Raw genomic sequence first — 24,225 nt, 5'->3', positions numbered from 1 at the left:
GGGAGCCCTTCTTCGAAAGCGTGTGGCGGAGCCCGGCCGAAGCGGGCTCCGCCGTGATCGGGTCAGAAGCGGGGCAACTCGGGGTTTGCGGCGCCCATCCACTTCTTCTGCAGGGCCTGGATCTCGCCCGTGGTCCAGAGCATGAAGATGTCGGTGTTCAGCCAATGGAGGAAGTCGTGCTCGCCGCGGCGGATGCCGAGGCCCATGGGCGCGCTCGCGACCGGGAACTTGGTTTCAAGGTTGGGGCTCTTCTGGCTGAAGACCTGCGCGAGGCCGCCGCTGGTCACGATGCCGTCGACCTGTCCGGCCAGCAGCGCCTGGCTGGTGGAGGCGTCGTCGTCGTAGCGCTGGATGGCGGTGCCTTCCACGGCGCGCTTGGTGAGCGCGATGTCGTTGGTGGTGGAGCGCGTGACGCCGATCTTCTTGCCCTTCAGGTCGGCGAGGCTCGCGAACTTGTTGTCCTTGGGGGCGAGCAGGACCTGCTGGTCCACATAAACCGTGTTGGTGAACGCGATCGCCTTCGCGCGCTCGGGCGTGATCGAGAAGGATGAAATCACGAGGTCGAGCTTGTTGCTGGTGAGGTTGGGGATGCGGTTGGACGCCACCGTGTCGACGATGTTGATCTTCACGCCGAGGTCTCGGGCGATGAGCTTCGCGAGCTCCACGTCGTAGCCGTCCGGCTCCATGGAGCTGTTGGTCAGCCCATAGGGCGGCGTGCCGAGGCTGACGCCGACATTGATGACGCCGCGCTTGATGATGTCGTCCAGCAGGTTCTGGGCCGATGCGACGCCGGCGGACACGATGGCGAGGCCGAGGCCGAGCACGGCGGCTTTCAAGAAGGTTCTCATGGTTCGCTCCCTTGGTTCGTCTTTGGCGACGGCTGCGCCGCGCTTTTTCGTTGGCTACTGGATGGCGGCGGCGAGCGCCGCCGGTTGGGCCGTCGCGGCTTTGGCCCGCGTGCCCTGGCCGCGCATGCGCTCGTCGAGGCGGCGGCTGAGATAGGACAGGCAGGAGCAGATGACGAAGTACATGGCCCCGACCGTCAGGTAGACGCTCAGCGGCTGGAAGGTCGCGTTGGCGACGATCTGGCCGGCGCGGGTGAGCTCCACGAAGCCGATCACGGACGACAAAGCCGTGTTCTTCACCAGCTGGACGAAGAAGCCGACCGTGGGCGGAATGGCGGCCCGGATGGCCTGCGGGACGACGACGTGCCGCATCGTGCCCGGCCAGTCGAGGCCGAGCGCCGCCGCGCCCTCCCACTGGCCCTTGCCGACGGACTCGATCGAGCCGCGCCAGATCTCGCCCAGAAACGCCGCCGCATAGAGCGTGAAGGCGACGCCGGCCGACACGAGCGGCGGCACGTCGAAGCCCGCGAAGGCGACGCCGAAATAGGCGATGAACAGGAGCACCAGAAGCGGAATGCCCTGCACGACGTAGATATAGGCCGCCGCCGCCCCGCGCAGCGCCGGGAAGATCGAGATGCGGGCGAGCATCAGCAGCGCGCCGAAGATGGCGCCGCCGAACAGCGCGACGGTCGAGAGCAGCAGCGTCCACAGCCCGGCCTGCGCCAGGAAGCCGACATGGTGCCAGGAGAAGGTCTGGAACATCCCGCTCACCGCGCCGCGTTCTTGAACGTGAAGGCGTTGTGCCCGATGGCGCTGAAGACGCCCTTGAACGCCGCCGTGAGCACAAGATAGAGCGCCGCCACCACCAAAAAGGCCTCGAGGCTGCGGAAGGTGAGGCCCTGGATGTCGTTGGCCGCGCCGGTGAGCTCCGGCACCGAGATGGTCGAGACCACGCTGGACGCCAGCATGATGAGGATGAACTGGCTGGTCAGCGCCGGATAGACGCTGGCGAGCGCCGGCTTGAGGACCACATGGCGGAAGGTTTGCGTCGGCGACAGGCCGAGCGCCCGGGCGGCTTCCACCTGGCCCTTGTCGATGCTCTCGATGCCGGCGCGCACGATCTCGGTGACGTAGGCGCCGGCGTAGAGCGACAGCGCGATCACGGCGGCCGTGATGGCGTTGAGGCGCAGGCCGAGCGACGGGAAGCCGAAATAGACCACGTAGGCCTGCACCAGAAAGGGCGTGTTGCGGATCAGCTCGACATAGAAGAACGCGACCGCCCGGGCGGCGCGGAACCGCGACAGCCGCGCCGCCGCGCCGGCGACGCCGATCAGGAGGCCCAGCAGCGTGGACGCGATGGACAGGCCCACCGTGAAGGCGGCCGCATGCGCGAACACGTCCCAGCGCGAGAGCGTGCCGGCGAAATCGAAGTAGAACATGGTCCTCCCCGGTTCCGGCTGTTTCCGCCGGACTCTTGGATCGCGCGGGCCTCGAAGCCCGGCGTCGCAGATGATCAGGTCTTCACGTTCGCGAGCGTGTTCGCCCGGCTGTGTTCAAGGTGCTTGCGCAGCGCCTCGCAGGCGCGGTCGGCCGAGCCTTCCACGAGGCAGGCCAGCACGGCCCGGTGCTCGCTGGCGGAGGTCTGGTAGTCGCCGGCGTTGAACACGAACACGGTATTGGTCTGGCGCAGCACGCGCAGGTGCCAGTCCGCGATCAGGATGTTGCCGGCCGCCAGCACCATCTGGTGGTGGAACTCGGAATCGAAGGTCAGCGCCGTGGCGACGTCGTCCAGCGTGTTGCGGCCGGCGTAGCGCTCGTGCTCCGTGAGGGTGCGGTCGAGGCTGGCCAGAAGCTCCGGCGTGAAAGCGCCGCGCGCCATGGCGGTGCGGATGGCGTTCTGCTCCACCAGGAGGCGGGCCTCGTAGAGCTCCTCGACGTCCTGCCGCGAGAAGCGGCGCACCACCGCGCCCTTGCGGAGCGGGGACATAACCAGCCCGTCGACCTCGAGCCTGACCAGCGCCTCCTTGATGGGAGTCGGGCTGATCGACATCTCGATCGCGAGTTCTTCCGGCAACAACCGGTCGCCGCCCTGCAGCTGCCCGCCGAGAATGCGAGAGCGCAACTCGCGATAGGCCTGGTCGGCCAGCGTTGCTCGAACGAAACCACTCATGAGCCCATCCGGCCACAAGGACGCGTCGAGCGCAATATCTAAGATAGAAAATTTTTTATTTGCTCGTGTCGGAGGGTCGTGCTGGATTGGGCGCAACCATAAAGTGCTCGGGAAACGCCATGTCGGGATCAGCAGCGCCGCTGCTCAGCGTTCGCAACGCCTCCAAGCAGTTCGGAACCTTCAAGGCGCTGGACGGCGTCAACCTGTCGGTTGAGCGCGGCCAGCGCATCGTGGTCTGCGGGCCCTCCGGGTCCGGCAAGTCGACGCTGATCCGCTGCATCAACGGGCTGGAGACGCTGCAGGGCGGAACGGTCGTGATCGACGGCGTCGCCCTGTCGCAGGATCGCGCCAGCCTGATCCGGCTGCGCCGCGACGTCGGCATGGTGTTCCAGCATTTCAACCTGTTTCCGCATCTCAGCGTGCTGGAGAACTGCGTGCTCGCGCCGATGAAAGTGCGGGGCGAGAACCGGCCGGAGGCCGAGGCGCGCGCGATGGAGTTCCTCGCCAAGGTCCATATCGCCGAGCAGGCGCACAAGCTGCCGGCGCAGCTCTCAGGCGGGCAGCAACAACGCGTCGCCATCGCGCGGGCGCTGTGCATGCGGCCCAAGATCATGCTGTTCGACGAGCCGACCTCCTCTCTCGATCCCGAGATGGTGGGCGAGGTGCTGGACACCATGGTGGCGCTGGCGCTGGACGGCATGACGATGATCGTCGTGACGCACGAGATGGGCTTCGCCCGGCAGGTCGCCGACCAGGTGGTGTTCATGGATCGCGGCGAGATCATCGAGGAGGCGGCGCCGGCCGACTTCTTCGCCAACCCGACACACGAGCGGACGCGCAATTTCCTGGGGAGGCTGCTGCACTGACGCGGCGCGCTGCGCCCGCCCCTCCCCCGCCCGCTTTCTGGAGCCGTCATGACGATCACAGCCGTTCACCCCTTCATCCTGCACCTGCCGCTGACGCAAAGCTCGATCTCGGATTCCACGCACAGCATCACGCATTGGGGCGTGGTGGGCGCCCGGATCGTCTCGGACGACGGCCACGAGGGCTTCGGCTTCACGGGTACGCACGCCCACCTGGCGTCGGACCGGCTCGTCACCTCCTGCATCAGCGACAGCTACGCGCCGCTGCTGATTGGCGAGGACGAGCGCGACCATCGGCGCTTGTGGATGAAGCTGGCGCGACACCCGGCGCTGCAATGGGTCGGCCGCGCCGGCATCACCCAGCTCGCGCTCGCGGCCGTGGACGTGGCGCTGTGGGATCTCAACAGCAAGCGGGCGGGGGTGCCGCTGTGGAAATATCTCGGCGGCGCGACCTCCGAGCGCGTAGAAGCCTACAACACCGACATCGGCTGGCTGTCCTTCACGGGCGAGCAGCTGGTGGAGAACTCCCGCCGCGCCGTCGAGGAGGAAGGCTTTACCCGCATCAAGCTCAAGGTCGGGCATGACGACCCGTCCGTGGACGTGGAGCGGCTCGCGGCCGTGCGCCGGGCGATCGGGCCGAAGATCCGCATCGCGATCGACGGCAACGGCAAGTGGGACCTGCCGACCTGCATGCGCTTCTGCAACGCGGCGCGCGACCTCGACCTGTTCTGGTTCGAGGAGCCGCTCTGGTACGACGACGTCGCCTCCCACGCCGCGCTGGCGCGCTCCACCGCCATCCCGGTGGCGCTGGGCGAGCAGCTCTACACGCTGGACGCCTTCAAGGCCTTTATCGCGGCCGGGGCGGTGACGTATGTGCAGCCGGACGTGACGAGGCTGGGCGGCGTCACCGAATACCTGCAGGTCGCCGACCTTGCGCTGGCGCACCGCCTGCCCATCGCCCCGCATGCGGGGGAGATGAGCCAGGTGCACGTGCACCTCTCCTACTTCCACCCGGCCTCCAGCATCCTGGAGTACATTCCGTGGATCAAGGACCACTTCGCCGAGCCGATCAGCGTCCGCGACGGCGTTTACGCCCGTCCCGAACAGCCGGGCGCGAGCACGACGCCGTTGCCGGCCAGCATGGAGCGCTACGGCAAGGCCCTGCGCTGACCGCCTCGTCTCCACCAATCCCGCCTCGACAGAGAGATATGCAATGACCCTCGCCGACCGCCTCCACGCCTGCCACAGCTCCGTGATCCACGACGTGATGGCGGACATGAAGCTGCGCATCCGCGTCCTGCCCCGCACGATCCTGGGGCTGGAGCCCGGCATGAAGGCCGCCGGCCCGGTCTTCACGGTGCGCGGCCGGCCCGATCCGACGCTGGACAAGCACACCTCGCTGTTCGAGTGGGCCGGGCTGCTGTCGAAGTCGCCGGCCGGCCATGTAGTGGTGTGCCAGCCGCAAGACGACACGCGGGCGCTGTTCGGCGGGCTTTCCGCCGAGGCGCTGAAGATCAAGGGCGTGCGCGGCTATGTGGTGGACGGCGGCTGCCGCGACATCCAGGCGATTTCCGACCAGCAGTTCCCGGTGTTCGCCCGCTACGCCACGCCGATCGACATCGTCTGCGCCTGGCGGGCAGAGGCCTTCAACGAGCCGGTCGCGATGGGCGGGCACCTCGTGCAGCCCGACGACATGATCCTCGCCGACCGCGACGGCATCATTCTGATCGACGGTTCCGCCGCCGAGGACGTGATCGCGGCGGCCGAAACCAAGATGGCGACCGAGGGCGAGATGGTGAAAGCCATCCGGGCCGGGGTCGATCCGCAGGAAGCCTACATGAAATACCGGGTGTTCTGACCGCCGGCCCCGCCGGTCGCCTGGACGACAAACGACCCACCCGCACGGACGGGTGGGCGCCAAACACAAAACCAGCCTGGGAGGAGAAGCATGACCTACGATTTGGACCGACGCCGCTTCGTTGGCGGTCTGGCGGGCGCGGCGGTGCTCGGGACATCGGCGCGCGGCGCCGTCGCGCAGGTCGCGAAGCCCGCAGCCCCGCTCACCATCTCGGTGATCGACGCGGCCGGCAGCCTGGCGCTGACGCAGCCCGTGTTCGAGAACTATCGCAAGGCGAAGCCGGACTTCGTCAACCGCTTCACCTTCACGAAGGCGCCGTCGCCGGAACTGCCGGGCAAGCTCAAGGCGCAGCAGAACGCCGGGCGCGTCGACATCGACATCGCGCTGGTGGGCACCGACGCCATCTCGGCCGGCGCCGAGCAGAAGGTCTGGACCAAGCTGTTCCCGGATCATGCCGCGGCGCTGCCGAAGCCGACCGACATCTACTCCAGCGACGTGCAGCGCATGCAGGCGATCACGCAGGGCCAGGGCGTCTGCATCGCGTTCACGCCGTCCGGTCCGCTGCTCGAATACATGCCCGACCGGGTGAAGACGCCGCCGAACACCGCGGCCGAGTTGCTGGACTGGTGCCGGCAGAACCCGAACCGCTTCTTCTACGCCCGGCCGTCGAATTCCGGTCCGGCGCGCGGCTTTCTGATGGCGGTTCCGTATCTGCTCGGCGACGCCAATCCGAAGGATCCGGCCAAGGGCTGGGACAAGACCTGGGCCTATCTGAAGGAGTTGAACAAGTGCATCGAGTACTACCCGACCGGCACGGCCGTGACCATGAAGGAGCTCGGCGACGGCTCGCGCGACATGATCACGTCGACCATGGGGTGGGACATCAACCCGCGGGCGCTGGGCATCGTCCCCAAGGAGGCCAAGACCATCGCGCTGAAGGGGACGCACTTCATCGCGGACGCGCATTTCGTGGCGGTCCCGGCCGGCATCGCGCCCGAGCGCATGGCGGTGATCCTCGACCTCGTGTCGTTCATGCTGTCGCCCGAGCAGCAGGCGCTCGCGTATGACGAGGGTTACCTGTACCCGGGCCCGTCCGTGAAGAACGTGCCCCTCACGGCCGCGCCGGCCAACAGCCAGAAGACGCTGGCCGAGTTCGGCCGGCCCGAATACGCGACCCTGATCTCGTCCGTTCCGGTCGAGATGCCGCTCGAACTGCCCGAGATGGTGCAGGCGTTCCGCATCTGGGACACCGAGATCGCCGGCAAGAAGAGCCCCTGAACGCCAATGCGGGCGGCTCCGGATTGGAACCGCCCGCATGATATTCAGAGAAACCGCTCACACGCCTGTCGGTCAGGCCGCGCTGGGCAGCTTCTCGATCAGCTTGTCCAGCGTGACCGGGTAGTCGCGGACCCGCACGCCCGTAGCGTTGTAGACCGCGTTGGCGACCGCCGCCGCGACGCCGCAGATGCCGAGCTCGGCGACGCCCTTGGCCTTCATGGGCGAGGAGACCGGATCGGTCTCGTCCAGGAAAATGACGTCCTGGTGCGGGATGTCGGCATGCACCGGCACCTCGTAGCCGGCAAGGTCGTGGTTGACGAAGAAGCCCGCGCGCTTGTCGACGACGAGATCCTCCATCAGGGCCGCGCCGACGCCCATGGTCATCGCTCCGATGACCTGGCTGCGCGCCGTCTTGGGGTTCAGGATGCGGCCGGAGGCGCAAACCGCCAGCATGCGCCGCACCCGGATCTCGGCCGTGAACGGGTCCACGCCGACTTCCACGAAATGCGCCCCGAAGGTGGACTGCTGGTACTTCTTGGCGATGGCGCCGAACTCGATCGTGTCCTCGGCCACGAGTTCGCCGTCGCGCGCCGCTTCGGCCAAGGGCACGCTGCGGCCGCCTGAGCGCACTTCGCCATCTGCGAAAACGAGGTCGGCGGCGTTGAAGCCGAGTTTGCGGCCGATCTCCTCACGCAGTTTCACGCAAGCCGCGTAGACGCCGGCGGTGGAGCAGTTGCCGCCGAACTGTCCGCCCGAGCCGGCCGAGACCGGGAAGCTGGAATCGCCGAGCCGCACCGTCACACGCCCGATCGGGACGCCCATCATCTCGGCCGCCGTCTGGGCGATGATCGTGTAGCTGCCGGTGCCGATGTCGGTCATGTCGGTGTCGACCTGAATGGCGCCGCGCGCGTCGAGCCGCACCCTCGCGCCAGACTTCACGACCTGGTTGTTGCGGAACGCGGCCGCAACGCCATGGCCGATCAGGAGGCCATCCTGCCGCGTGCTGGCGGGCTGCGGATTGCGGCTGCTCCAACCGAACTTGTCGGCGCCCAGCCGCAGGCACTCCACCAGTTTCCTCTGCGAAAAGGCGCGCCGCTGGTTGGAGTCGCCACCGGCGCTCGGGGCCTTGCCTTGCGGATCGCTGCCCGATGCGCGGCCAGGGTCGTCCGGCACCACCTGGGTGTCGTTGCGAATGCGGAACTCGACGGGGTCGAGGCGCAGCTTCTCGGCCATCTCGTCCATGGCGATTTCAAGCGCCATCATGCCGGTCGCCTCGCCGGGCGCCCGCATGGCGTTGGCTTCCGGCAGGTCGAGCACGGCGAGCCGCGTCGTCGTCATGCGGTTTTCGCCGGCGTAGAGCATGCGGGTCTGGCTCACGGCGCCGTCAGGCTTGCCGTCCTCCAGGTCGCCCGACCAGCTCTCATGCCCAATGGCCGTGATGCGACCCTCGCGCGAGGCGCCGATGCGGATGCGCTGGATGGTGGCCGGCCGATGCGGCGTGTTGTTGAACATCAGCGGGCGCGTGAGCGCGACCTTAACGGGCCGCTTGGCCGCCCGCGCGCCCAGCGCGGCCAGCACGGCGTCGGCGCGCACGAAGAGCTTGCCGCCGAAACCGCCGCCGATGAAGGGCGAGCTCACCCGCACCTTCTCGGGCGCGAGCTTCAGCGTCTTGGCGATGTCCTTCCTGGCCCAGGCGATCATCTGGTTGGAGGTCCAGACCATGAGTTCGTCGCCGTTCCAGGCCGCGATGGAAGCGTGCGGCTCCATCATGGCGTGCGCCTCGTCGGGCGTCGTGTAGGTCTCGTCCAGGCGCACCTCGGACGCCGCGAAGGCGCCGTCGAAGTCGCCGACCGCCGTGTCGGGCGGGCCGCCGGTGAGTTTCTCGGGCTTGGCGGCCTTGTCGCGCGACGCCGCGAGGTCGTAGGCGCCGTCCGCGGGCGCATAGTCGATCCGGATCGCCTGCGCGGCGTCCCGGGCCTGCTCGAAGGTCTCGGCCACCACCAGGGCGACCGCCTGGTGATAGTGCTCGATCTCGGGGCCGCCCAGCAGCGTGGCGGTGTTCATGTCGCCCTTGCCGAGCGGCCCGGCGTTCTGCGCCGTCACCACGGCGAGCACGCCCGGAGCGGCCTGCGCGCGGGCGATGTCCATGGACGTGATCTTGCCCTTGGCGATGGTGGACCCGACCACGTAGCCATAGGCCTGGTTGGGCGCGACGTCGTGGCGCTCATACGCGTAGGGGGCGCGCCCGGTGGTCTTCATCGGGCCGTCGATGCGGTCGAGCGGCTGGCCGACGACTTTCAGCTGGTCGATGGCGTTGGGTTCTGCGGGGGTGTCGAACTTCATGGCTCAGCCCCTTGCTTTGGCCAGAACCGCCCCGAGCGTGCGCTCGACCAGCGGGATCTTGTAGGCGTTGTCGGGCGTGGTTCGGGCGCCGGCGAGCAGCTTCTCGGCCGCTGCCTTGGGGCCGTTGGGCAGTTCCGCTTCCGCGGCTTCCACCCGCCACGGCTTGTGGGCGACGCCGCCTAGCGCCACGCGGCCGGAGCCGTCGCGCTGCACGATGGCGGCCACCGAAACGAGCGCAAAGGCGTAGGACGCCCGGTCGCGCACCTTGCGGTAGATTTGCGTTCCGCCGACCGGCGGCGGCAGGGTCACGGCGGTGATCAGCTCGCCGGGCGCGAGCGTGTTCTCCACCTGAGGCGTGTCGCCCGGGAGCGTGTGGAACTCGGCGATCGGGACGCTGCGCTTGTTCCCGTCCGGCCGCACGGTCTCGACCTTGGCGTCAAGCACGCGCATGGCCACCGCCATGTCGCTCGGATGCGTCGCGATGCAGGCGTCGCTCACCCCCATCACGGCGTGCTGGCGGCTGAAGCCGCCGAGCGCCGAGCAGCCGCTGCCGGGCTGGCGTTTGTTGCAGGGTTGCGCGGTGTCATAGAAATACGGGCAGCGGGTGCGCTGCAGCAGGTTGCCAGCCGTTGTCGCCTTGTTGCGCAATTGGCCGCTGGCACCGGAGAGCAGCGCCCGCGACAGCACCCCGTAGTCGCGTCTGACCCGCTCGTCCGCGGCGAGGTCCGTGTTGCGCACCAGCGCGCCGATGCGCAGGCCGCCTTCGGGGATTAGGTCGATGGCGTCCAGCCCCAGCCCGTTCACGTCGATGAGGTGGGCCGGCGTCTCGATCTGCAGCTTCATGAGATCGAGCAGGTTGGTGCCGCCGGCGATGAACTTCGAGCCCGGCGTACGGGCGGCCGCGGCGGCCGCCTCGGCCGGGGATGCGGCGCGTTCAAAGGTGAACGGTTTCATGCCTTCCTCCCGGCGACTTCGGTGATGGCTTCGGCGATGTTCGAGTAAGCGCCGCAGCGGCAAATGTTGCCGCTCATGCGTTCGCGCAGCTCCGCGCCATCGAGCTCCGGGGCGGCCAGGAGGTCGTCGCTGACGTGGCTGGGCAGACCGGCCTTCACCTCGTCCAGCATCGCGACCGCCGAGCAGATCTGGCCGGGCGTGCAGTAGCCGCACTGGTAACCGTCATGCTTCACGAAGGCGGCCTGCAGGGGGTGCAGGTTGTCCGGCCCGCCGAGCCCCTCGATCGTGGTGACGCTGGCGCCTTCGTGCATCACGGCGAGCGACAGGCAGGAATTGATCCGCCTGCCGTCGACGATCACCGTGCAGGCGCCGCACTGGCCATGGTCACAGCCCTTTTTGGAGCCGGTCAGGTGGAGATGCTCGCGCAGCGCGTCCAGCAGGGTCGTGCGGGTGTCGAGCTCCAGCGCCCGCGCCTCGCCGTTCACCGTCACGGAAACACGGGCGGTGACGGGGGCGCTCACGGACGCTGCGCTCGCCGGAGTTGCGGCCTGGGCGTAAACGGGACTGACGCCTAGCGCCGAGACGGCGCCGGTCGCGGCCGTGCCGAGCACGACGCCGCGCCGGCTGACGTCGAAACCATTCGGGGGATTCATAGTGGCTCCCATGCGGGTGAAAAGCGCTGCGGTGGATCGATTTCGAAGGGTGGAATGGCTCAGCGGCCGAAATGATCCCGAACGCTCCGACGATGACGCGCTCGTGATCGCCGTGGCCGCCTGCCCGGGCGAGCGCCTGATTGGGCCCGCGCTCGCGGCGCGTCAGATCGACGCTGCCTCTCGGGGCGCCGGTTCCTGACGCGGCTCAAGCCGCCGCGCGCCAGGCCAAAGGCAGGCCCCGCCTGCTTTGAGAATGTCGATTGTACGCCAGTAGCCAGCAGCCCATATCGCGGAACTCACGCCGCGCGGCGACGCTTTCCGTTGGTCGCACGAGAGTAGAACCCGCAATGAAAACGCAGTTTAGCCCCCCGATTTCTCCGCTGAAGCCGCTTCGCGCAGAACGGCGGGGGGCGAAACGAGATGTTCTCCTCTGCCTGTCTCATCTGCGCTGGAACTTTGTCACGCAGCGGCCGCAGCATCTGCTGTCGCGCGCGGCGCGTGACTACGACGTGGTGTTCGTCGAGGAACCCCACTACCGCGAGGGGGTCGAGCCGTTTCTGGAGCGGTACACGACGCCCGAGGGCGTCGTGGTGGCCGCGCCGGTGCTGCCGTGGGGGCTGGATTCGCTGCAGGTGACGCGCGCGCAGCGACGGCTTGTTTCCGCATTGGTGGACGAGCTCGCCGCCGAGCGCCTCGTCTCCTTTTACTACACCCCGATGGCTCTGCCGTTCACCCGGCATCTGGCCGCCGACGTGGTGGTCTATGACAACATGGACGAACTCTCGGCCTTTCTGGGCGCACCGCGCCGGACGATCGCGCTGGAGCGCGAGCTGCTGCGTCGGGCCGACGTGGTGTTCACCGGCGGCATGAGCCTGTACGAGGCCAAGAAGCACCGGCACGCCAACATCCACCCGTTTCCGAGCAGCATCGACAAGGCGCATTTTGGCCAGGCGCGCGGCCATGCGGGCGAGGAGCCGGCCGACCAGAAGGGCATTCCGGGCCCCAGGCTCGGCTTCTTCGGCGTGATCGACGAGCGGATGGACGTGGATCTCGTTGGCCGCATGGCCGATCTCAGGCCCGACTGGCACTTCGTGATGATCGGCCCGGTGGTGAAGATCGATCCCGCCAGCCTGCCCCGGCGCCGGAACCTCCACTGGCTGGGCGGCAAGTCCTACGCAGAGCTTCCCGCCTATCTGGCGGGCTGGGATGTCGGCCTGATGCCGTTCGCGATCAACGAGGCGACGCGCTTCATCAGCCCGACCAAGACGCCTGAGTTCCTGGCCGCCGGCAAGCCCGTGGTGTCGACGCCGATCGTCGACGTGGTGCGCAGCTATGGCCGGCAGAACCTCGTCACGGTCGCGAGCACCGCCGAGGAGTTCGTCGCCCGGGCCGAGGCCCTGATGACGGCGCCGCGCGCCGAATGGCTCGCCGCGGTGGACCGTTGCCTGGCCGCCCATTCGTGGGATCGCACCTGGACCGAGATGGACGGTCTGATCCGCGCCCACCCGCCGACGGCGCTGCGGTCGCGCACCGCGCGCAGCCGGGAGGCCGCCGATGCCGTACGCGTATGACTGGCTGGTGGTGGGCGCAGGCTTCGCCGGCAGTGTATTGGCGGAGCGCATCGCCTCCCAGCGCGGCGAGCGCGTGCTGGTGATCGACCGACGCCCGCATGTCGGCGGCAATGCGTATGACCGGCTGGATGAGGCGGGCGTCCTGATCCACCAATACGGGCCGCACATCTTCCACACCAACGCGCAGGCGATCTTCGACCACCTCTCCATGTTCACGGCATGGCGCCCCTACGAGCACCGCGTGCTCGCCAGGGTGGACGGCATGCTGGTCCCGATCCCGATCAATCTCGACACCGTCAACACGCTTTACGGGCTCGACCTGTCATCCGCAGAGCTCGAGGGCTGGTTCGCGGCCCGGGCGGAGCCGGTTTCGGAGATCCGCACCTCCGAGGACGTGGTGGTCAGCAAGGTCGGACGCGAGCTCTACGAGAAGTTCTTTCGCGGCTACACCCGCAAGCAGTGGGGCGTGGACCCGTCCGAGCTCGACAAGAGCGTGACCGCCCGGGTGCCGACCCGCACCGACCGGGACGACCGCTATTTCGCCGACACGTTTCAGGCGATGCCGGCCGAGGGCTTCACCCGGATGTTCGACCGCATGCTCGACCATCCCAACATCACCCAGCGGCTGGGCGTGGACTACGCCGACGTCAAACGAGACAGCCTCGCTCGGCGCACCATCTTCACCGGGCCGGTGGATGAGTTCTTCGGCCACCGTTTCGGCAAGCTGCCTTATCGCTGCCTGCGCTTTGACCATCGCACGCTGGACCAGGAGCAATTCCAGCCCGTCGCGGTGGTGAACTATCCGATGTCGGAGAACTACACCCGCATCACCGAATACAAGCACCTGACCGGGCAGGAGCACCCCCGGACGAGCATCACGTACGAATATCCGAGCGACGCGGGCGATCCCTACTACCCCATCCCGCGCGCCGAGAACGCCGAACTCTACAAGATGTACGAAGCCCTGGCGCTGCAGACGCCCGACGTCTGGTTCGTGGGCCGGCTGGCGACCTATCGCTACTACAACATGGACCAGGTCGTCGGCCAGGCTCTGGCGACGTTCAGGAGGATTGAGCAGACCATTCCGAGGGCTGTTCCGACCCCCGCGACCCAGGCGGCGGCCCTCCCGGCGCTTCATTCGGTGTCGTGATCCCGTTTTCAACAGGTCGGAGGCGGTTTTGTCGACGCCGTTGAGGCGGGTCGGCGCGGTAAAGTCTGCGTCCCTGCCGCCTTCGGCGCTCCCGCGGTAATCACCCACGTTAAATACGACGAGCGCCTGTTTCGAGCGCGTCCATCTGAGGGACGGCTTTACGAGCCCGATTTCCCTTGGCGGCGACCGCTACGTAGAGATTGTGCCGTGCAGTTGGTCAGCAGCCCAGTCAATTGAGGCATCCGCACTGCGTTACATCAACGTCGATAAAAATTTGTCGGCGACTTAGAAATTCCTTATCGAGCCATTGACGATTCTCGCAGACTGCGCGCAGCCTGTTGTTCGACACGCAGCCTGATCTCTACGGTAAGCGGCCCGCGCGCGGGCGTACCGGGCGGCTGTATTGCGGAGCGGGGGCGAGATCCATGTCAAAGTCCAGAAGTGTCGTCGCGTTGCTGGGGGCGTTCGTACTGGCTTCGCCAGCCGCAGCCGCGGATCTCCCGGCCCCCCGGGCGCAGCCTGATGCCCCCGCCTTCATGCCGGGCTGGACGTTCAGGATGTCCCCCTATGGCTGGCTCACCGGGCTGAACGGCTCCCAGACCGTTCGCGGGCGCAGCGTGGACGTGAATGCAAGCTTTGTCGACATTGTGGAGAACACGATCGGGGACGGCGGCTCCCTTGTCGCCCTGATGCTGGACGCGGAGGCGCGCAACGGGCCGCTTGCCCTGTTCGCCGACATCATCGGCGAAAAGATCACGCTCGACAGATCCGGGCTGAAAACCAGAAGCGTCGCTCCGGGCATATCCGGGAGCGTGGGTGCCGCGGTGGACATGCAGTTCCAGATGGCCATCGTGGAAGCCGGCGCGGCCTATGAGATCGGGCGGATCGGCTTTGCGGCTTTCGACGTCCTCGCTGGCGCACGCTACTGGCATCAGAAACTGGATGTCGGCTTCGACATCGCCGGAACCGTGGATCTCGGTGGCCTGACGATCAGCCGCGGCAGCGCGATCGCGCGATCGGGCTCTGTCGACTGGCTCGACGCCTTCGCGGGCGTTCGCGCTCGTGTCGACCTGGCCCCCAACCACCACCTCGAACTGCGCGGCGACATAGGCGCGGGCGGCAGCAAGCTCACATGGCAGGCTCTCGCCGCCTACGCGTATGACTTCAAAACCGCGAATGGCGTGACGTATTCGGCCGTGCTCGGCTACAAGGCCCTCTACGTCGACTACAGCCAGGGTGTTGGCCCCTCACGCTACGCCTTCGACATGTTGCAGCATGGTCCGGTGCTGGGCCTGAGCGTGCGGTTCTAGCACCATAGGCGACTTCCGTGTCGCACGACCCTTACGAGGACCGAGCCGGCCGTCCCGGGAGGCGCCGAGAACCGCTGCAGATTGCAGCGTCTTGGCCGGCCGGTGTCACCGGCGCCTCGGGTCGCCGTAAGCGCCCCGTCTCCCTTCCTGCTCTTGTCGTCGATCGATATCGATTCGGCCGAGCCGCCGTCGAACAGGTGCAGCGCCCTCGCGCCTAGCGCCGTTTGCTCGACGCCATCCCGAAGAATGAGGTGCGGGGCGCCGTCTCCAGTGCGGCGTCCGACACGTTTTCCGGCAATCCGGAGTCAGGGGCCGCCATTGGTGCTGGAGCCGGTGCGACACGCCGGATGGCGCAAACGAGCCGGTCCTGCCTCTGGCGGCCACTTCGACATGTTGCCCGTGTCACTCGCTGGTTGACGTCTGGCGAAAAGCGCCAAGCCATCATGCGCGCGACATCAAGGCTTTGCTGGCGCCACGCCGGCCGCAGGCCGCTCCGCATCACGGCTGGACAGGGCCTTGAGCCATTCCGTCACCGACGCCAGCGACACCGTTCCGTCGCCAAGGTCGACAGTGATCTTCCCGATTTGTCCGGTGAATGTGCCCGGCGCCTTGTAGTCCGCGTCGTCGACGGGTGTTCCGGTGTCCATGCCGACGTCGAAGGTTTCGTCCCAGGCGAAGGTGAACGGGGCCGAGTGGGGCAGGACGGCTCTCGCCGCTTCCTGCCCATCGACCGTCAGCACGCCCGTTCCACCATGTCCGAACGGAACGGCTCCCTTCTGGTCCAGCGCGAAGTCGAAGACGATGGTGTGCTTGCCCGGCGTGAGCGGAGCCTTCGCCTGCCATTTCGGCCGCTCCAGATTGAAGAGGTTGATCGTGAAGGTCGGCTTGCCGTCCTTCAGATAGAGGCCCCAGCCGGCGAAGCGGCCGCCTTGGGTGACGAGCACGCCGCTGCCGCCATCTGCCGGCGCCGTCACGTCCGCGGTGATCCGGAACGACCTGTTCAGGATGTTCGGCGCGGCATTCGCCTGCGTACAGCACGACGGCCCCGTATAGACGAACTGCTTGCGCCCTGCCGCCGGCCCCGGCCGTTCCGTCACCATGGCGGCGATCGAATTGCTCAGCGGGAAGACCTGGTTCTTGACGCCCTCGATCGTGAAGAGCTCTTCCATCGCCTGCATCTTCGCCGGCTCGACCTCTGCGAGATTGGTCAGCTGGGTGGGATCGGCGGCGACGTTGTACAGTTCCCACGAATAGCCGTTCATGACGTCGGCCGGCCGGGGCGCGGCCACGCTGGCCCATGGCGGAACGGGCGGCGTCGTGCTCGCGATCCAGCCGTCATTGTAGATGGCGCGGTTGCCCAGGATCTCAAAGTATTGCGTCTTGCGGTTCGAGGGCAGCGCTGCGTTCGCGGCCGGGAGCGTGTAGGCCATCGACACGCCGTCCATCGGCCGCTGGGCGATGCCGTCAACCTGATTGGGTTGCGGAATCCCGATAAGATCGAGAAGCGTCGGCGTGACATCGATGACGTGGTGGAACTGCGTGCGGATCCTGCCCTTGTCCTTGATCTTCGTCGGCCAGGATATCGCCATGCCGTTGCGCGTGCCACCGAAGTGCGACGCAACCTGCTTGGTCCAGCGATAGGGAGTTCCGAAAGCCCAGGTCCAGCCGACCGCCATGTGGTTGTAGGTCTGGTCCGTGCCCCACGCGTCGTACCAGGGCATCTGCTGCTCGGCTTCAAGAGCGATGCCGTTGAAGTACATCACCTCGTTCGGCGTTCCGTTGACGGAACCCTCGGCGCTCGAGCCGTTGTCGCCGCTGATGTAGATCACGATGGTGTTGTCGAGCTGGCCGAGCCGCTTTACCTCGTCGATCACGCGGCCAATCTCATGGTCGGTGTAGGCGAGATACGCAGCGTAGACGTTGGCCTGCCGGATAAAGAGCTTCTTCTCGACGTCGGTCAGCTGCGCCCAAGGCTTCAGGATGTCAGACGGCCACGGCGGCAGAACGGCGTTGGCGGGAATGACGCCAAGCCTCTTCTGGTTGGCGTAGATCCGCTCGCGCAGCTTCTCCCAGCCATCATCGAAGAGGTGCATGGCCTCGATCCTGTCCACCCACTCCCTGGTTGGATGGTGCGGGGCGTGCGTGCCTCCCGGCGCGTAGTGAATGAACCAGGGGCGGTTGGGCGCGATCTCGGTGTTGTGGCGGATGTACTCCACCGCGTCATCCGCCATCGCGGTGTTCAGGTTCCAGCCGGGCTGGCCGAGATAGGGATGGATCGGGGTCGTGTTGCGAAACAGGTTGCCGGGCTGCCACTGGCTCGTGTCACCGCCGACGAACCCGTAGAAATAGTCGAAACCCTGTCCGGACGGCCAGTTCGTGAAGGGCCCGGCCGTGCTCGCCTCCCATGGCGGGACGTTGTGGTCCTTGCCGAACCAGGCTGTGGAATAGCCGTTCTGCTTCAGGATCGCGGCAACGGTCGCGGTCTCGCGCGGAATGATCGAATTGTAGCCCGGATAGCCGCTCGACAGCTCGCTGATATTGCCGAACCCGACCTGGTGATGGTTGCGCCCGGTGAGCAGGGCCGCCCGCGTCGGTGAGCACAGCGCCGTGGTGTGGAAGGTGGTGTAACGCAGCCCCTGGTTCGCCACCTCGTCGAGGGTCGGCGTCGGAATCACACCGCCGAAGGTCGAGGGCGCCCCGAAGCCGACATCGTCCGTGAGAACGAGAAGGACGTTGGGCGCCCCCGCGGGCGGCATGACCTGCGGCGGCCAGGCCGGCGTGCTGTCGACAGCGTTGGGAAGAACAGCGCCGGAGAAGGGCGGCGTCGGAGCCGGCAGTTGCAACCCCGGAAGGGTCATGACCGCGCTTGGCGAGCCGGGCGTTCCCCGAAACTCCTGGGCGCGAGGGTGTGCCGGTACGGCGAGCAGCCCCGTCAAGGCAAGAAGCCCGACCATTGATCTGCGCATGGATTCCCCCCGTCTACCGGGCTCCATCGCCCGGGATCTACAAGGGTATCGTCAGAGACACAGCACCGAATTGATCCAGCGCAGTAAACTGCTCGACGGTGTCGGTCGCTGGGGCAAGCCCTGCGGGTTCCGGGTCCACGGCGCGTCCAGACCCAAAGTGATGCGAGCCACCGATGTGACTGTTGTTGTTGGCTCGTTCGATCTCAGACCCCAAGCCGCGCCTTGCTCATCCGGAGAACAACAACCGCGCCTTTGTCCGGCCATTCGAAGGTGATGGCGCCGCCAAGTTGACTGGTGATGCTGAGGTTCACCAGCTTGCTTCCAAAACCTGCCTGCCCTTTGGTCACGTCGACGCGCGGGCCGCCCAGTTCCGTCCAGACGATCTCGACGTCGCCCTGGTCGACTGTCGCCGTCACGTCGAGCGTCCCAGCCTCCGCGGACAGGGAACCGTACTTCAGAGAGTTCGTCGCGAGTTCGTGGACCACCAGCGCGATCGTCGTCACGGACGCCTCCCCGACCAAGATGTCCGGTACGGCGACACGGATGCGATCACCGATGGCGCCGCGATCGTCATAGGCGTCGAGAAGCGTCGCCAGGAGCGTTGCGAGCGTGGTTGTCTTTTTTTGCTCCGCGAGAACGGGGCGAACGAGTTCGTGCGCCTGCCCCAGCGCGATGAGCCTCCTGGTGAGATCGTCGGCCATCTCCTTCGTGGTAGCCGCATTGCGGGATGCGATGGCGGTCAACGCGGTGGCGATGGCGAAGAGGTTCTTGACCCTGTGGCTCATCTCGCCCGAGAGCATTTCACGGGCCTCTTCGGCCAGCTTGCGCTCGCTAACGTCGAGAAAGATCCCGAACATCAGCCGCCCGACGATGCCCTTGTCGTCACCTTTTCCGCGCGCGGATATTCACCGGATGTCTTTGCCGTCCAGGATGCGAAAATCAATCTCGTAGGAGCCCGGTTTGTCCCGCGTCGCCGAGAACGCGGCGCGCACCCTGTCCAGGTCCTTGGGATGGATGCGGGCCGACAGGTCCTCGAAGGTGATGACGTCGTCGCTCGGCGGAAGGCGCCACATCCGCTGGGCCTGCTCATCCAGGGCGATCTGGTCGGTATCCACGTTCCACGACCAAAGGGCGACACCCGCTGCGTCGGTCGCGATACGAAGGCGATTGGCGTCCCAGACAGCTGAGATTGTCGCCTGACGGACCATGGATAAACCCGATCTGTGGCAGAAGGCACTGTGTCCCGTAGTCCGTGCGGGAAGCACTATCGACGCGGATCTTCGGTTGCACAACCGACCACGTCTGAGATGCGGGCCAGACGTTGTCCCATTGTCCGAGGTGGCTGTCGACCGCGACGGCCCTCACAGAGGGCGAGCACGACGTCTCGCCTCGTCACAAGGCGCCTAGATCAATTTCGTGACGTGTCGCGTTCCCTGCTGAAACAACTGTCGGCGTCCTTCGGCAGGCCGGGATGAACGCCGGCGTCGCCGTCGGACAGCGACGAGCGGGATCCTTCCGGCCGCTCGTCGCTCATGCGGTGACGCCTGACGTCAGGGGATGGGCTCGAACTTCAGTTCGCTCAGCGGCACGACCTTGTCGGTGCGGGTCATCTTGAATTCGGTGTCCGGGCCAAGCCACTTGTTCCAGTCGGCGTTGAGGAAGCCTGCATCGTCGAGCTTCTTGAGCGTGGCGTTCACCTTGGCCAGCAGCGCGGGCTCGTCCTTCTTCATGCCGACGCCGATCGGCTGGAACACCATGGGCTCCTGGATCATCTTGAGCTCGACGCCCTTGGTCTTGGACTCGTTCACCAACTTGGTGATCGTCATGGTGTTAGCCACCATGCCGAGCGCCTTGTTCTGCTGCACGGCCATGAAGGCGGAGCCCGTGTCCTGGAAGGTCAGCGGGTCCGAACCGTTCATCTTGATCGACATCTCGGACGTGGAGCCCTTGGTCGACGCGAGGCGCTTGCCCTTGAAGTCGGCCTTGGATGTGCCGGGATCGCTGGCCTTCACGGCGAGCATCTCCTTTGCGAGGTAATAGGGATCGCTGAACTGAATCTGCTCGGCGCGGCTGAGCGTGTAGGCCAGGTTGGCGATCGTCAGGTCGACGCGGCCCAGCTTCACCTCGGGAACGCGGGCTTCGACGGAAAGCGGCGTGATCTTGGCCTCGACGCCCCAGTCCTTGGCGATGGCGACGCAGAGGTCGACGTCGTGGCCGACCATTTCGCGCGTCTTGGGGTCGGGCGCGGCGAAGGGCGGCACATCCGCGAAGGTGCCGCAACGCAGCTCCTTTCGGGCCATGATGTCGGCGAGCTGGTCCGCGCTGGCGGGCGCGGCGAGCGTCAGGACGGCGGCTGTGGCGGTCAGAGCCAGTATGAGTGTCTTGTTCGACATTGCTTCCCCTCCGGTTTGAAAATCGTCTAGTGGCGCAGGTCCGCCAGGAAGCGCTTCGCGCGCTCATGCTGGGGATTGCGGAAGAACTCGTCTGGCGTCGCCGCCTCGAGGATCCGGCCCGCATCCATGAACCAGACGCGGTCGGCGACATCGCGAGCGAAACCCATCTCGTGGGTGACGCACATCATCGTCATGCCCTCCGACGCCAGACTGCGCATGACGGCCAGCACCTCGCCGACCATCTCGGGATCGAGCGCGCTCGTCGGCTCGTCGAACAGCATGGCGGGCGGCTCCATGGCCAGCGCCCGCGCGATGGCGACGCGCTGCTGCTGGCCGCCGGAAAGCTGCGCCGGGAAAGACTGGATCTTGTTGGACAGGCCGACCCGGTCGAGCAGCCGCATCGCGGTCGCGCGCGCGGCCTCGCGCGACGCGCCGTTGATCTTGATCGGCGACAGCATGACGTTGTCGAGGGCCGACAGGTGCGGAAACAGGTTGAAGCTCTGGAACACGAAACCGATGCGGCTGCGCAGCCGGTTGAGCTGTTTGCCCCGCAGGGATCCATGCACCTCCTGGCCATCGAACTGGATCGACCCGGCCTGGATCTCCTCCAGCCTGTTGACGGTGCGGATCAGGGTCGACTTGCCCGAGCCGGAGGGGCCGCAGACCACCACCACTTCGCCGCGGGCGACCTCAGCGTTGATGTCGATGAGCGCCGGAACGGCTCCGTAGCGCTTTTGCACGTTCGAAAAGGTGATCATCGGAGCGCCGGCCTGCGCGGGCTGACTTTGGGTCATGGCTCCACCGTGGCTGCGGTTGCGGTGAGGGCGAGCGGCGCGCCAGAAAGGCCGGACCGCTTCGTGACGATGCGGCGCTCCAGCAGGGTCGCGGCGCGGGTCAGCGACCAGCAGACCACGTAGTAGATCAGCGCTAGGATGAAGAAGACCTGGAAAGGCTTAGTCAGGAGCTGGTTGTTGATCTGGTTGGCCGCGAAGGTCAGCTCGGGCACGTTGATGACATACCCCAGGGTCGTCTCCTTGATGGCGGAGACAAACTGGCTGAGGATGCTGGGCAGGACGTTGAAGAGCGCCTGCGGCAGGATAATGTACAGCATCGCGCTAGCGCCGCCGTGGCCCAGGGCCTTGGCGGCTTCCATCTGGCCGCGACCGAGCGCCAGGATGCCGCCGCGCACGATCTCGCTGAGGAAAGCCCCTTCGTAGATCACCAGCGTCACCAGCATGGTGGCGAAGCCCGGCACGTTGTAGCCAGTGATGATCGGGACCATGAAGTAGGTCCACAGGATCAGCATCAGGAGCGGAACGCCGCGCGCGATGAACACGACCGCGGTGGCCGGCCAGTACAGCAGCGGCGCCTTCGACAGGCGGGCGAGAGCCAGCAGCACGCTCACCGGAAACGCCAGCGCGATGCTGAGCACGGACAGGATCAGAGTCGCCGCGATCCCGCCGAGAGGCCCGTTGGGGTACTGGCCCACCAGCAGGAGCAGCCAGTTGTCGCGCACGATGGTGATGATGTCGGCGATCATCGCTCAGCGCCCTCCCGCGATCGCGGCGCGCCGCATCAGGAGTTCGCCCGCAGCCATGATCATGAGCGAGCAGACCAGGTAGACCACCGTGGCGATCAGGTAGACCTCGAAGGTGCGGAAGCTGACGTTCTCGACTTCCTTCACCGCATGGGTGAGCTCGGCGACGCCGATCGCCATGGCGAGCGAGCTGTTCTTGAACAACGAGACGCTGTGGTTGACGAGAGCCGGCAGCGCGTTTCGGATCGCCTGCGGCATCAGCACGTAGCGCAGCGCTCCGATGCGGCCGTGGCCCAACGCGCGGGCGGCTTCTTCCTGCCCGGGCGAAACGGCCCGCAACCCGGATCGCAGATCCTCGCTGAAATACGCCGCCTGGCAGAGGCCGAGGCCCAAGATGGCGAAGATCGACTCGGCGTTGTGGTCGTTGAGCCAGTACTGCGCCTGGTCCGGCAGCAGGCTCGACACCCCGAAATACCAGAGGATCAGTTGCACCAGCGTGGGCACGTTGCGGTGATAGGAGACGTACGCGATCGCGACGCCTTCCAGGATGCGCGACGGCGCGAGGCGGATGGCCAGCAGGACGAGCGCGAGCGACATGGCCAGGCACCACGAGCCGATGGCGATGACGAAGGTCATCTCCAGCCCGTGGAGCAGCATGCGGCCGAATTCGGGGTTCTGCAGGATCGCGAGCGGATCGAACCCCTTCATGGCGCGTCAGCCCGCCTTAGCCGGCTTGGCGGTGGAGAGGCCGCCCGGGACCTGCAGGGTCGGGGTGATCTCCATATGGCCGATGTTCACGGCGACCGGGGCCGCGATGGCGAACCCGATGGCGTCGGCGATGTCGCGCGCCTCCGGGAGCTCATAGCCTTCGATGAAGCGCTCGCGGATCTCGGGGCTGTCGCCATGCACATGGGCGAAGATGTCGGTGGCGACGCGGCCCGGGCAGATCTCGGTGACGCGGACACGGCTGCCGAAGGCGTCGATGCGGAGCTGCCGCGAGAGCATGCTCACGGCCGCCTTGGTGGCGTGATAGGTCGAGTTGCCGCCGAAATTGTATGCGCCTGCGATCGACGAGATGTTGACCACGTGGCCGCGGTCCCGCGCCACCATGCCGGGCACCACCAACCTTGTGAGGTGGAGCACGGCGCGCAGGTTGACGTCGACGAGCAGGTCGATGTCTTCGGGGTCCGCGTCCAGGAACTTCTTGGGGCGATCGACGCCGGCGTTGTTCACCAGGATGTCGAACTGCACCTTGTCGGTGAGAGCCGTAAGGCCGTCGCGATCGGTGACGTCCATGACATGCGGGATGCAGCCGCAGGCGTTCGCGAGCTTGTGCAGGGCCTCGCCGCTGCGGGCCAGGGCGTGGACCTCAACGCCTTCCCGACGGAAGCGCTCGACCACGGCGGCGCCGATCCCGGAAGAGGCTCCTGTGACGAGCGCCGTCTTGTAATCGGAGAAGGGCATGGCTGTCCTGCGTTTGATGCCTAGACGTTAGTGGAAAGGCGCGGGGCGACGCCAAGACCGTTTGTCTGTGGAGGGATAAGCGGCGCTTATGCCCGTTGGGCCTCGCCCATGAGGCTGCTGACAGGGCGGATTACCCCACCCCCGGATTCGATCTCGCGCCGGATGTCGCGCGCCAGCGCCACGGCGCCTTCCGTGTCGCCGTGCAGCAGGATGCTGTGGGCGGGCGCGGCGATCACAGTGCCGTCATAGGTTTCGACGACGCCCTCGCGCAGCAACCGGCGGACACGGGTCAATACGGCGTCCCTGTCATGGATCACGGAGCCCGGAAGCCGCCGCGGCACGAGAAGCCCCTGCGCGTCGTAGGCGCGGTCGGCCAGGAAGGTCGTGGCGACACGCAGGCCACAGGCGCCGGCGGCGCTCTCGATGGCCCGGCTGGTGGATGACACCACGATCAGCGCCGGGTCGAACCGCGCCACGGCCTCCACGAGAGGACGAGCCAGCGCCTCGTCGGCCGCCGCCATGTTGCCCAGCGCGCCGTGGAAGCTCATGTGCGTCATGCGCGCGCCGTTGGCGCGGGTGATCCCGGACAGGGCGCCTAGCTGATAAACCACCATGGCGGCCAGCTCAGTGGGCTCGATCTGCATTGCGCGGCGGCCAAAGCCCTGCCGGTCCGGAAAACCCACATGGGCGCCGATATCGACGCCCCGCGCCGCCGCCGCCCGGACGGCCTGCTCCATGATCAACGGATCGCCGGCGTGGAAACCACAGGCGATGTTGGCCGACGAGACCATATCGAGCAGCGCCTCGTCGTCTCCCATGCGCCAAGGCCCGTAACCCTCGGCCAGATCCGCGTTGAGATCGATCTGCATC

General features: G+C 66.9%; 24 protein-coding genes. 7 read left to right on the top strand and 17 right to left on the bottom strand.

The window, feature by feature from the left end; all coding sequences use genetic code 11:
• Nucleotides 1-62: 62 nt before the first annotated feature.
• The 4 genes from IEV99_RS01020 to IEV99_RS01005 form a co-directional block, all read right to left on the bottom strand.
• Entirely contained in the window at nt 63-848 is a 786-nt protein-coding gene (locus tag IEV99_RS01020; RefSeq protein ID WP_188515878.1) for a transporter substrate-binding domain-containing protein, read from the bottom strand.
• Between the two features lie 54 nt (nt 849-902).
• Nucleotides 903-1,607: an amino acid ABC transporter permease gene (locus tag IEV99_RS01015; RefSeq protein WP_188515877.1), complete on the bottom strand. Its 705-nt coding sequence runs from the start codon at nt 1,605-1,607 to the stop codon at nt 903-905.
• Between the two features lie 5 nt (nt 1,608-1,612).
• On the bottom strand, nt 1,613-2,284 hold the full coding sequence (locus IEV99_RS01010; protein ID WP_188515876.1) for an amino acid ABC transporter permease: 672 nt from the start codon (nt 2,282-2,284) through the stop codon (nt 1,613-1,615).
• A 74-nt stretch (nt 2,285-2,358) separates the two neighbouring features.
• Complete coding sequence (locus IEV99_RS01005) at nt 2,359-3,015, bottom strand: GntR family transcriptional regulator (RefSeq protein WP_188515875.1); 657 nt, start codon at nt 3,013-3,015, stop codon at nt 2,359-2,361.
• A 119-nt stretch (nt 3,016-3,134) separates the two neighbouring features.
• On the opposite strand from IEV99_RS01005, the gene IEV99_RS01000 reads away from it, so the two are divergent.
• The 4 genes from IEV99_RS01000 to IEV99_RS00985 all read left to right on the top strand — a co-directional run bounded on the left by IEV99_RS01000 (nt 3,135) and on the right by IEV99_RS00985 (nt 7,014).
• Entirely contained in the window at nt 3,135-3,881 is a 747-nt protein-coding gene (locus tag IEV99_RS01000) for an amino acid ABC transporter ATP-binding protein (protein WP_188515874.1), read from the top strand.
• A gap of 48 nt (nt 3,882-3,929) precedes the next feature.
• Nucleotides 3,930-5,048 (top strand): mandelate racemase/muconate lactonizing enzyme family protein, encoded by a 1,119-nt coding sequence (locus IEV99_RS00995; protein ID WP_188515873.1) that lies wholly within the window; start codon nt 3,930-3,932, stop codon nt 5,046-5,048.
• Nucleotides 5,049-5,091: 43 nt separating this feature from the next.
• Nucleotides 5,092-5,736 carry an RraA family protein gene (locus tag IEV99_RS00990; protein ID WP_188515872.1) on the top strand — a complete coding sequence of 215 codons (645 nt, stop codon included), beginning with the start codon at nt 5,092-5,094 and terminating at the stop codon, nt 5,734-5,736.
• 90 nt (nt 5,737-5,826) lie between these two features.
• Nucleotides 5,827-7,014 (top strand): extracellular solute-binding protein, encoded by a 1,188-nt coding sequence (locus IEV99_RS00985; protein ID WP_188515871.1) that lies wholly within the window; start codon nt 5,827-5,829, stop codon nt 7,012-7,014.
• 72 nt (nt 7,015-7,086) lie between these two features.
• Here IEV99_RS00985 and IEV99_RS00980 read toward each other — a convergent pair whose 3' ends face one another.
• Genes IEV99_RS00980 through paoA form a run of 3 tightly spaced genes read right to left on the bottom strand, consistent with a single transcriptional unit; the run spans nt 7,087 to nt 10,964 of the window.
• Entirely contained in the window at nt 7,087-9,357 is a 2,271-nt protein-coding gene (locus tag IEV99_RS00980; protein ID WP_188515870.1) for a xanthine dehydrogenase family protein molybdopterin-binding subunit, read from the bottom strand.
• Nucleotides 9,358-9,360: 3 nt separating this feature from the next.
• Complete coding sequence (locus IEV99_RS00975; RefSeq protein ID WP_188515869.1) at nt 9,361-10,311, bottom strand: FAD binding domain-containing protein; 951 nt, start codon at nt 10,309-10,311, stop codon at nt 9,361-9,363.
• A complete protein-coding gene (gene paoA / locus IEV99_RS00970; RefSeq protein WP_188515868.1) occupies nt 10,308-10,964 on the bottom strand; it encodes an aldehyde dehydrogenase iron-sulfur subunit PaoA in 657 nt (218 codons plus the stop codon). The genes IEV99_RS00975 and paoA overlap by 4 nt, the downstream gene beginning before the upstream one ends.
• Before the next feature lie 509 nt (nt 10,965-11,473).
• On the opposite strand from paoA, the gene IEV99_RS00965 reads away from it, so the two are divergent.
• From IEV99_RS00965 to IEV99_RS00955, 3 genes are all read left to right on the top strand, one after another.
• Nucleotides 11,474-12,535, top strand: a complete 1,062-nt coding sequence (locus IEV99_RS00965) for a glycosyltransferase (RefSeq protein ID WP_244643436.1) — start codon at nt 11,474-11,476, stop codon at nt 12,533-12,535.
• Nucleotides 12,519-13,685, top strand: a complete 1,167-nt coding sequence (gene glf, locus IEV99_RS00960) for a UDP-galactopyranose mutase (protein WP_188515866.1) — start codon at nt 12,519-12,521, stop codon at nt 13,683-13,685. Before IEV99_RS00965 ends, glf begins: the two co-directional genes overlap by 17 nt.
• A gap of 425 nt (nt 13,686-14,110) precedes the next feature.
• Nucleotides 14,111-14,995, top strand: coding sequence for a hypothetical protein (locus IEV99_RS00955; RefSeq protein ID WP_188517589.1), 885 nt, complete (start codon nt 14,111-14,113; stop codon nt 14,993-14,995).
• Between the two features lie 455 nt (nt 14,996-15,450).
• Here the strand turns inward: IEV99_RS00955 and IEV99_RS00950 are convergent, their stop codons facing one another.
• The 10 genes from IEV99_RS00950 to IEV99_RS00915 form a co-directional block, all read right to left on the bottom strand.
• Nucleotides 15,451-17,961 (bottom strand): arylsulfatase, encoded by a 2,511-nt coding sequence (locus IEV99_RS00950; RefSeq protein WP_188515865.1) that lies wholly within the window; start codon nt 17,959-17,961, stop codon nt 15,451-15,453.
• Between the two features lie 203 nt (nt 17,962-18,164).
• Nucleotides 18,165-18,818, bottom strand: coding sequence for a sensor histidine kinase (locus tag IEV99_RS00945; RefSeq protein WP_308469336.1), 654 nt, complete (start codon nt 18,816-18,818; stop codon nt 18,165-18,167).
• A gap of 48 nt (nt 18,819-18,866) precedes the next feature.
• Nucleotides 18,867-19,169, bottom strand: coding sequence for a PAS domain-containing protein (locus tag IEV99_RS23895; protein ID WP_308469335.1), 303 nt, complete (start codon nt 19,167-19,169; stop codon nt 18,867-18,869).
• A gap of 200 nt (nt 19,170-19,369) precedes the next feature.
• Nucleotides 19,370-19,495 (bottom strand): hypothetical protein, encoded by a 126-nt coding sequence (locus IEV99_RS23840; protein ID WP_280514625.1) that lies wholly within the window; start codon nt 19,493-19,495, stop codon nt 19,370-19,372.
• Between the two features lie 16 nt (nt 19,496-19,511).
• On the bottom strand, nt 19,512-20,354 hold the full coding sequence (locus tag IEV99_RS00940) for an ABC transporter substrate-binding protein (RefSeq protein ID WP_188515864.1): 843 nt from the start codon (nt 20,352-20,354) through the stop codon (nt 19,512-19,514).
• A 26-nt stretch (nt 20,355-20,380) separates the two neighbouring features.
• Nucleotides 20,381-21,148 (bottom strand): amino acid ABC transporter ATP-binding protein, encoded by a 768-nt coding sequence (locus IEV99_RS00935; RefSeq protein ID WP_371875755.1) that lies wholly within the window; start codon nt 21,146-21,148, stop codon nt 20,381-20,383.
• Nucleotides 21,145-21,894 carry an amino acid ABC transporter permease gene (locus IEV99_RS00930; RefSeq protein ID WP_188515863.1) on the bottom strand — a complete coding sequence of 250 codons (750 nt, stop codon included), beginning with the start codon at nt 21,892-21,894 and terminating at the stop codon, nt 21,145-21,147. The genes IEV99_RS00935 and IEV99_RS00930 overlap by 4 nt, the downstream gene beginning before the upstream one ends.
• Before the next feature lie 3 nt (nt 21,895-21,897).
• Entirely contained in the window at nt 21,898-22,599 is a 702-nt protein-coding gene (locus IEV99_RS00925) for an amino acid ABC transporter permease (protein WP_188515862.1), read from the bottom strand.
• Between the two features lie 6 nt (nt 22,600-22,605).
• Nucleotides 22,606-23,355 (bottom strand): SDR family oxidoreductase, encoded by a 750-nt coding sequence (locus tag IEV99_RS00920; RefSeq protein WP_188515861.1) that lies wholly within the window; start codon nt 23,353-23,355, stop codon nt 22,606-22,608.
• 86 nt (nt 23,356-23,441) lie between these two features.
• The gene (locus tag IEV99_RS00915) at nt 23,442-24,224 is read right to left on the bottom strand and encodes a LamB/YcsF family protein (RefSeq protein ID WP_188515860.1); all 783 of its coding nucleotides are present in this window, start codon (nt 24,222-24,224) and stop codon (nt 23,442-23,444) included.
• Nucleotide 24,225 lies beyond the last annotated feature (1 nt).

Source organism: Alsobacter metallidurans (assembly GCF_014636935.1).
Lineage (GTDB): Bacteria > Pseudomonadota > Alphaproteobacteria > Rhizobiales > Beijerinckiaceae > Alsobacter > Alsobacter metallidurans.
This window is presented reverse-complemented; position numbering and strand designations above follow the sequence as displayed.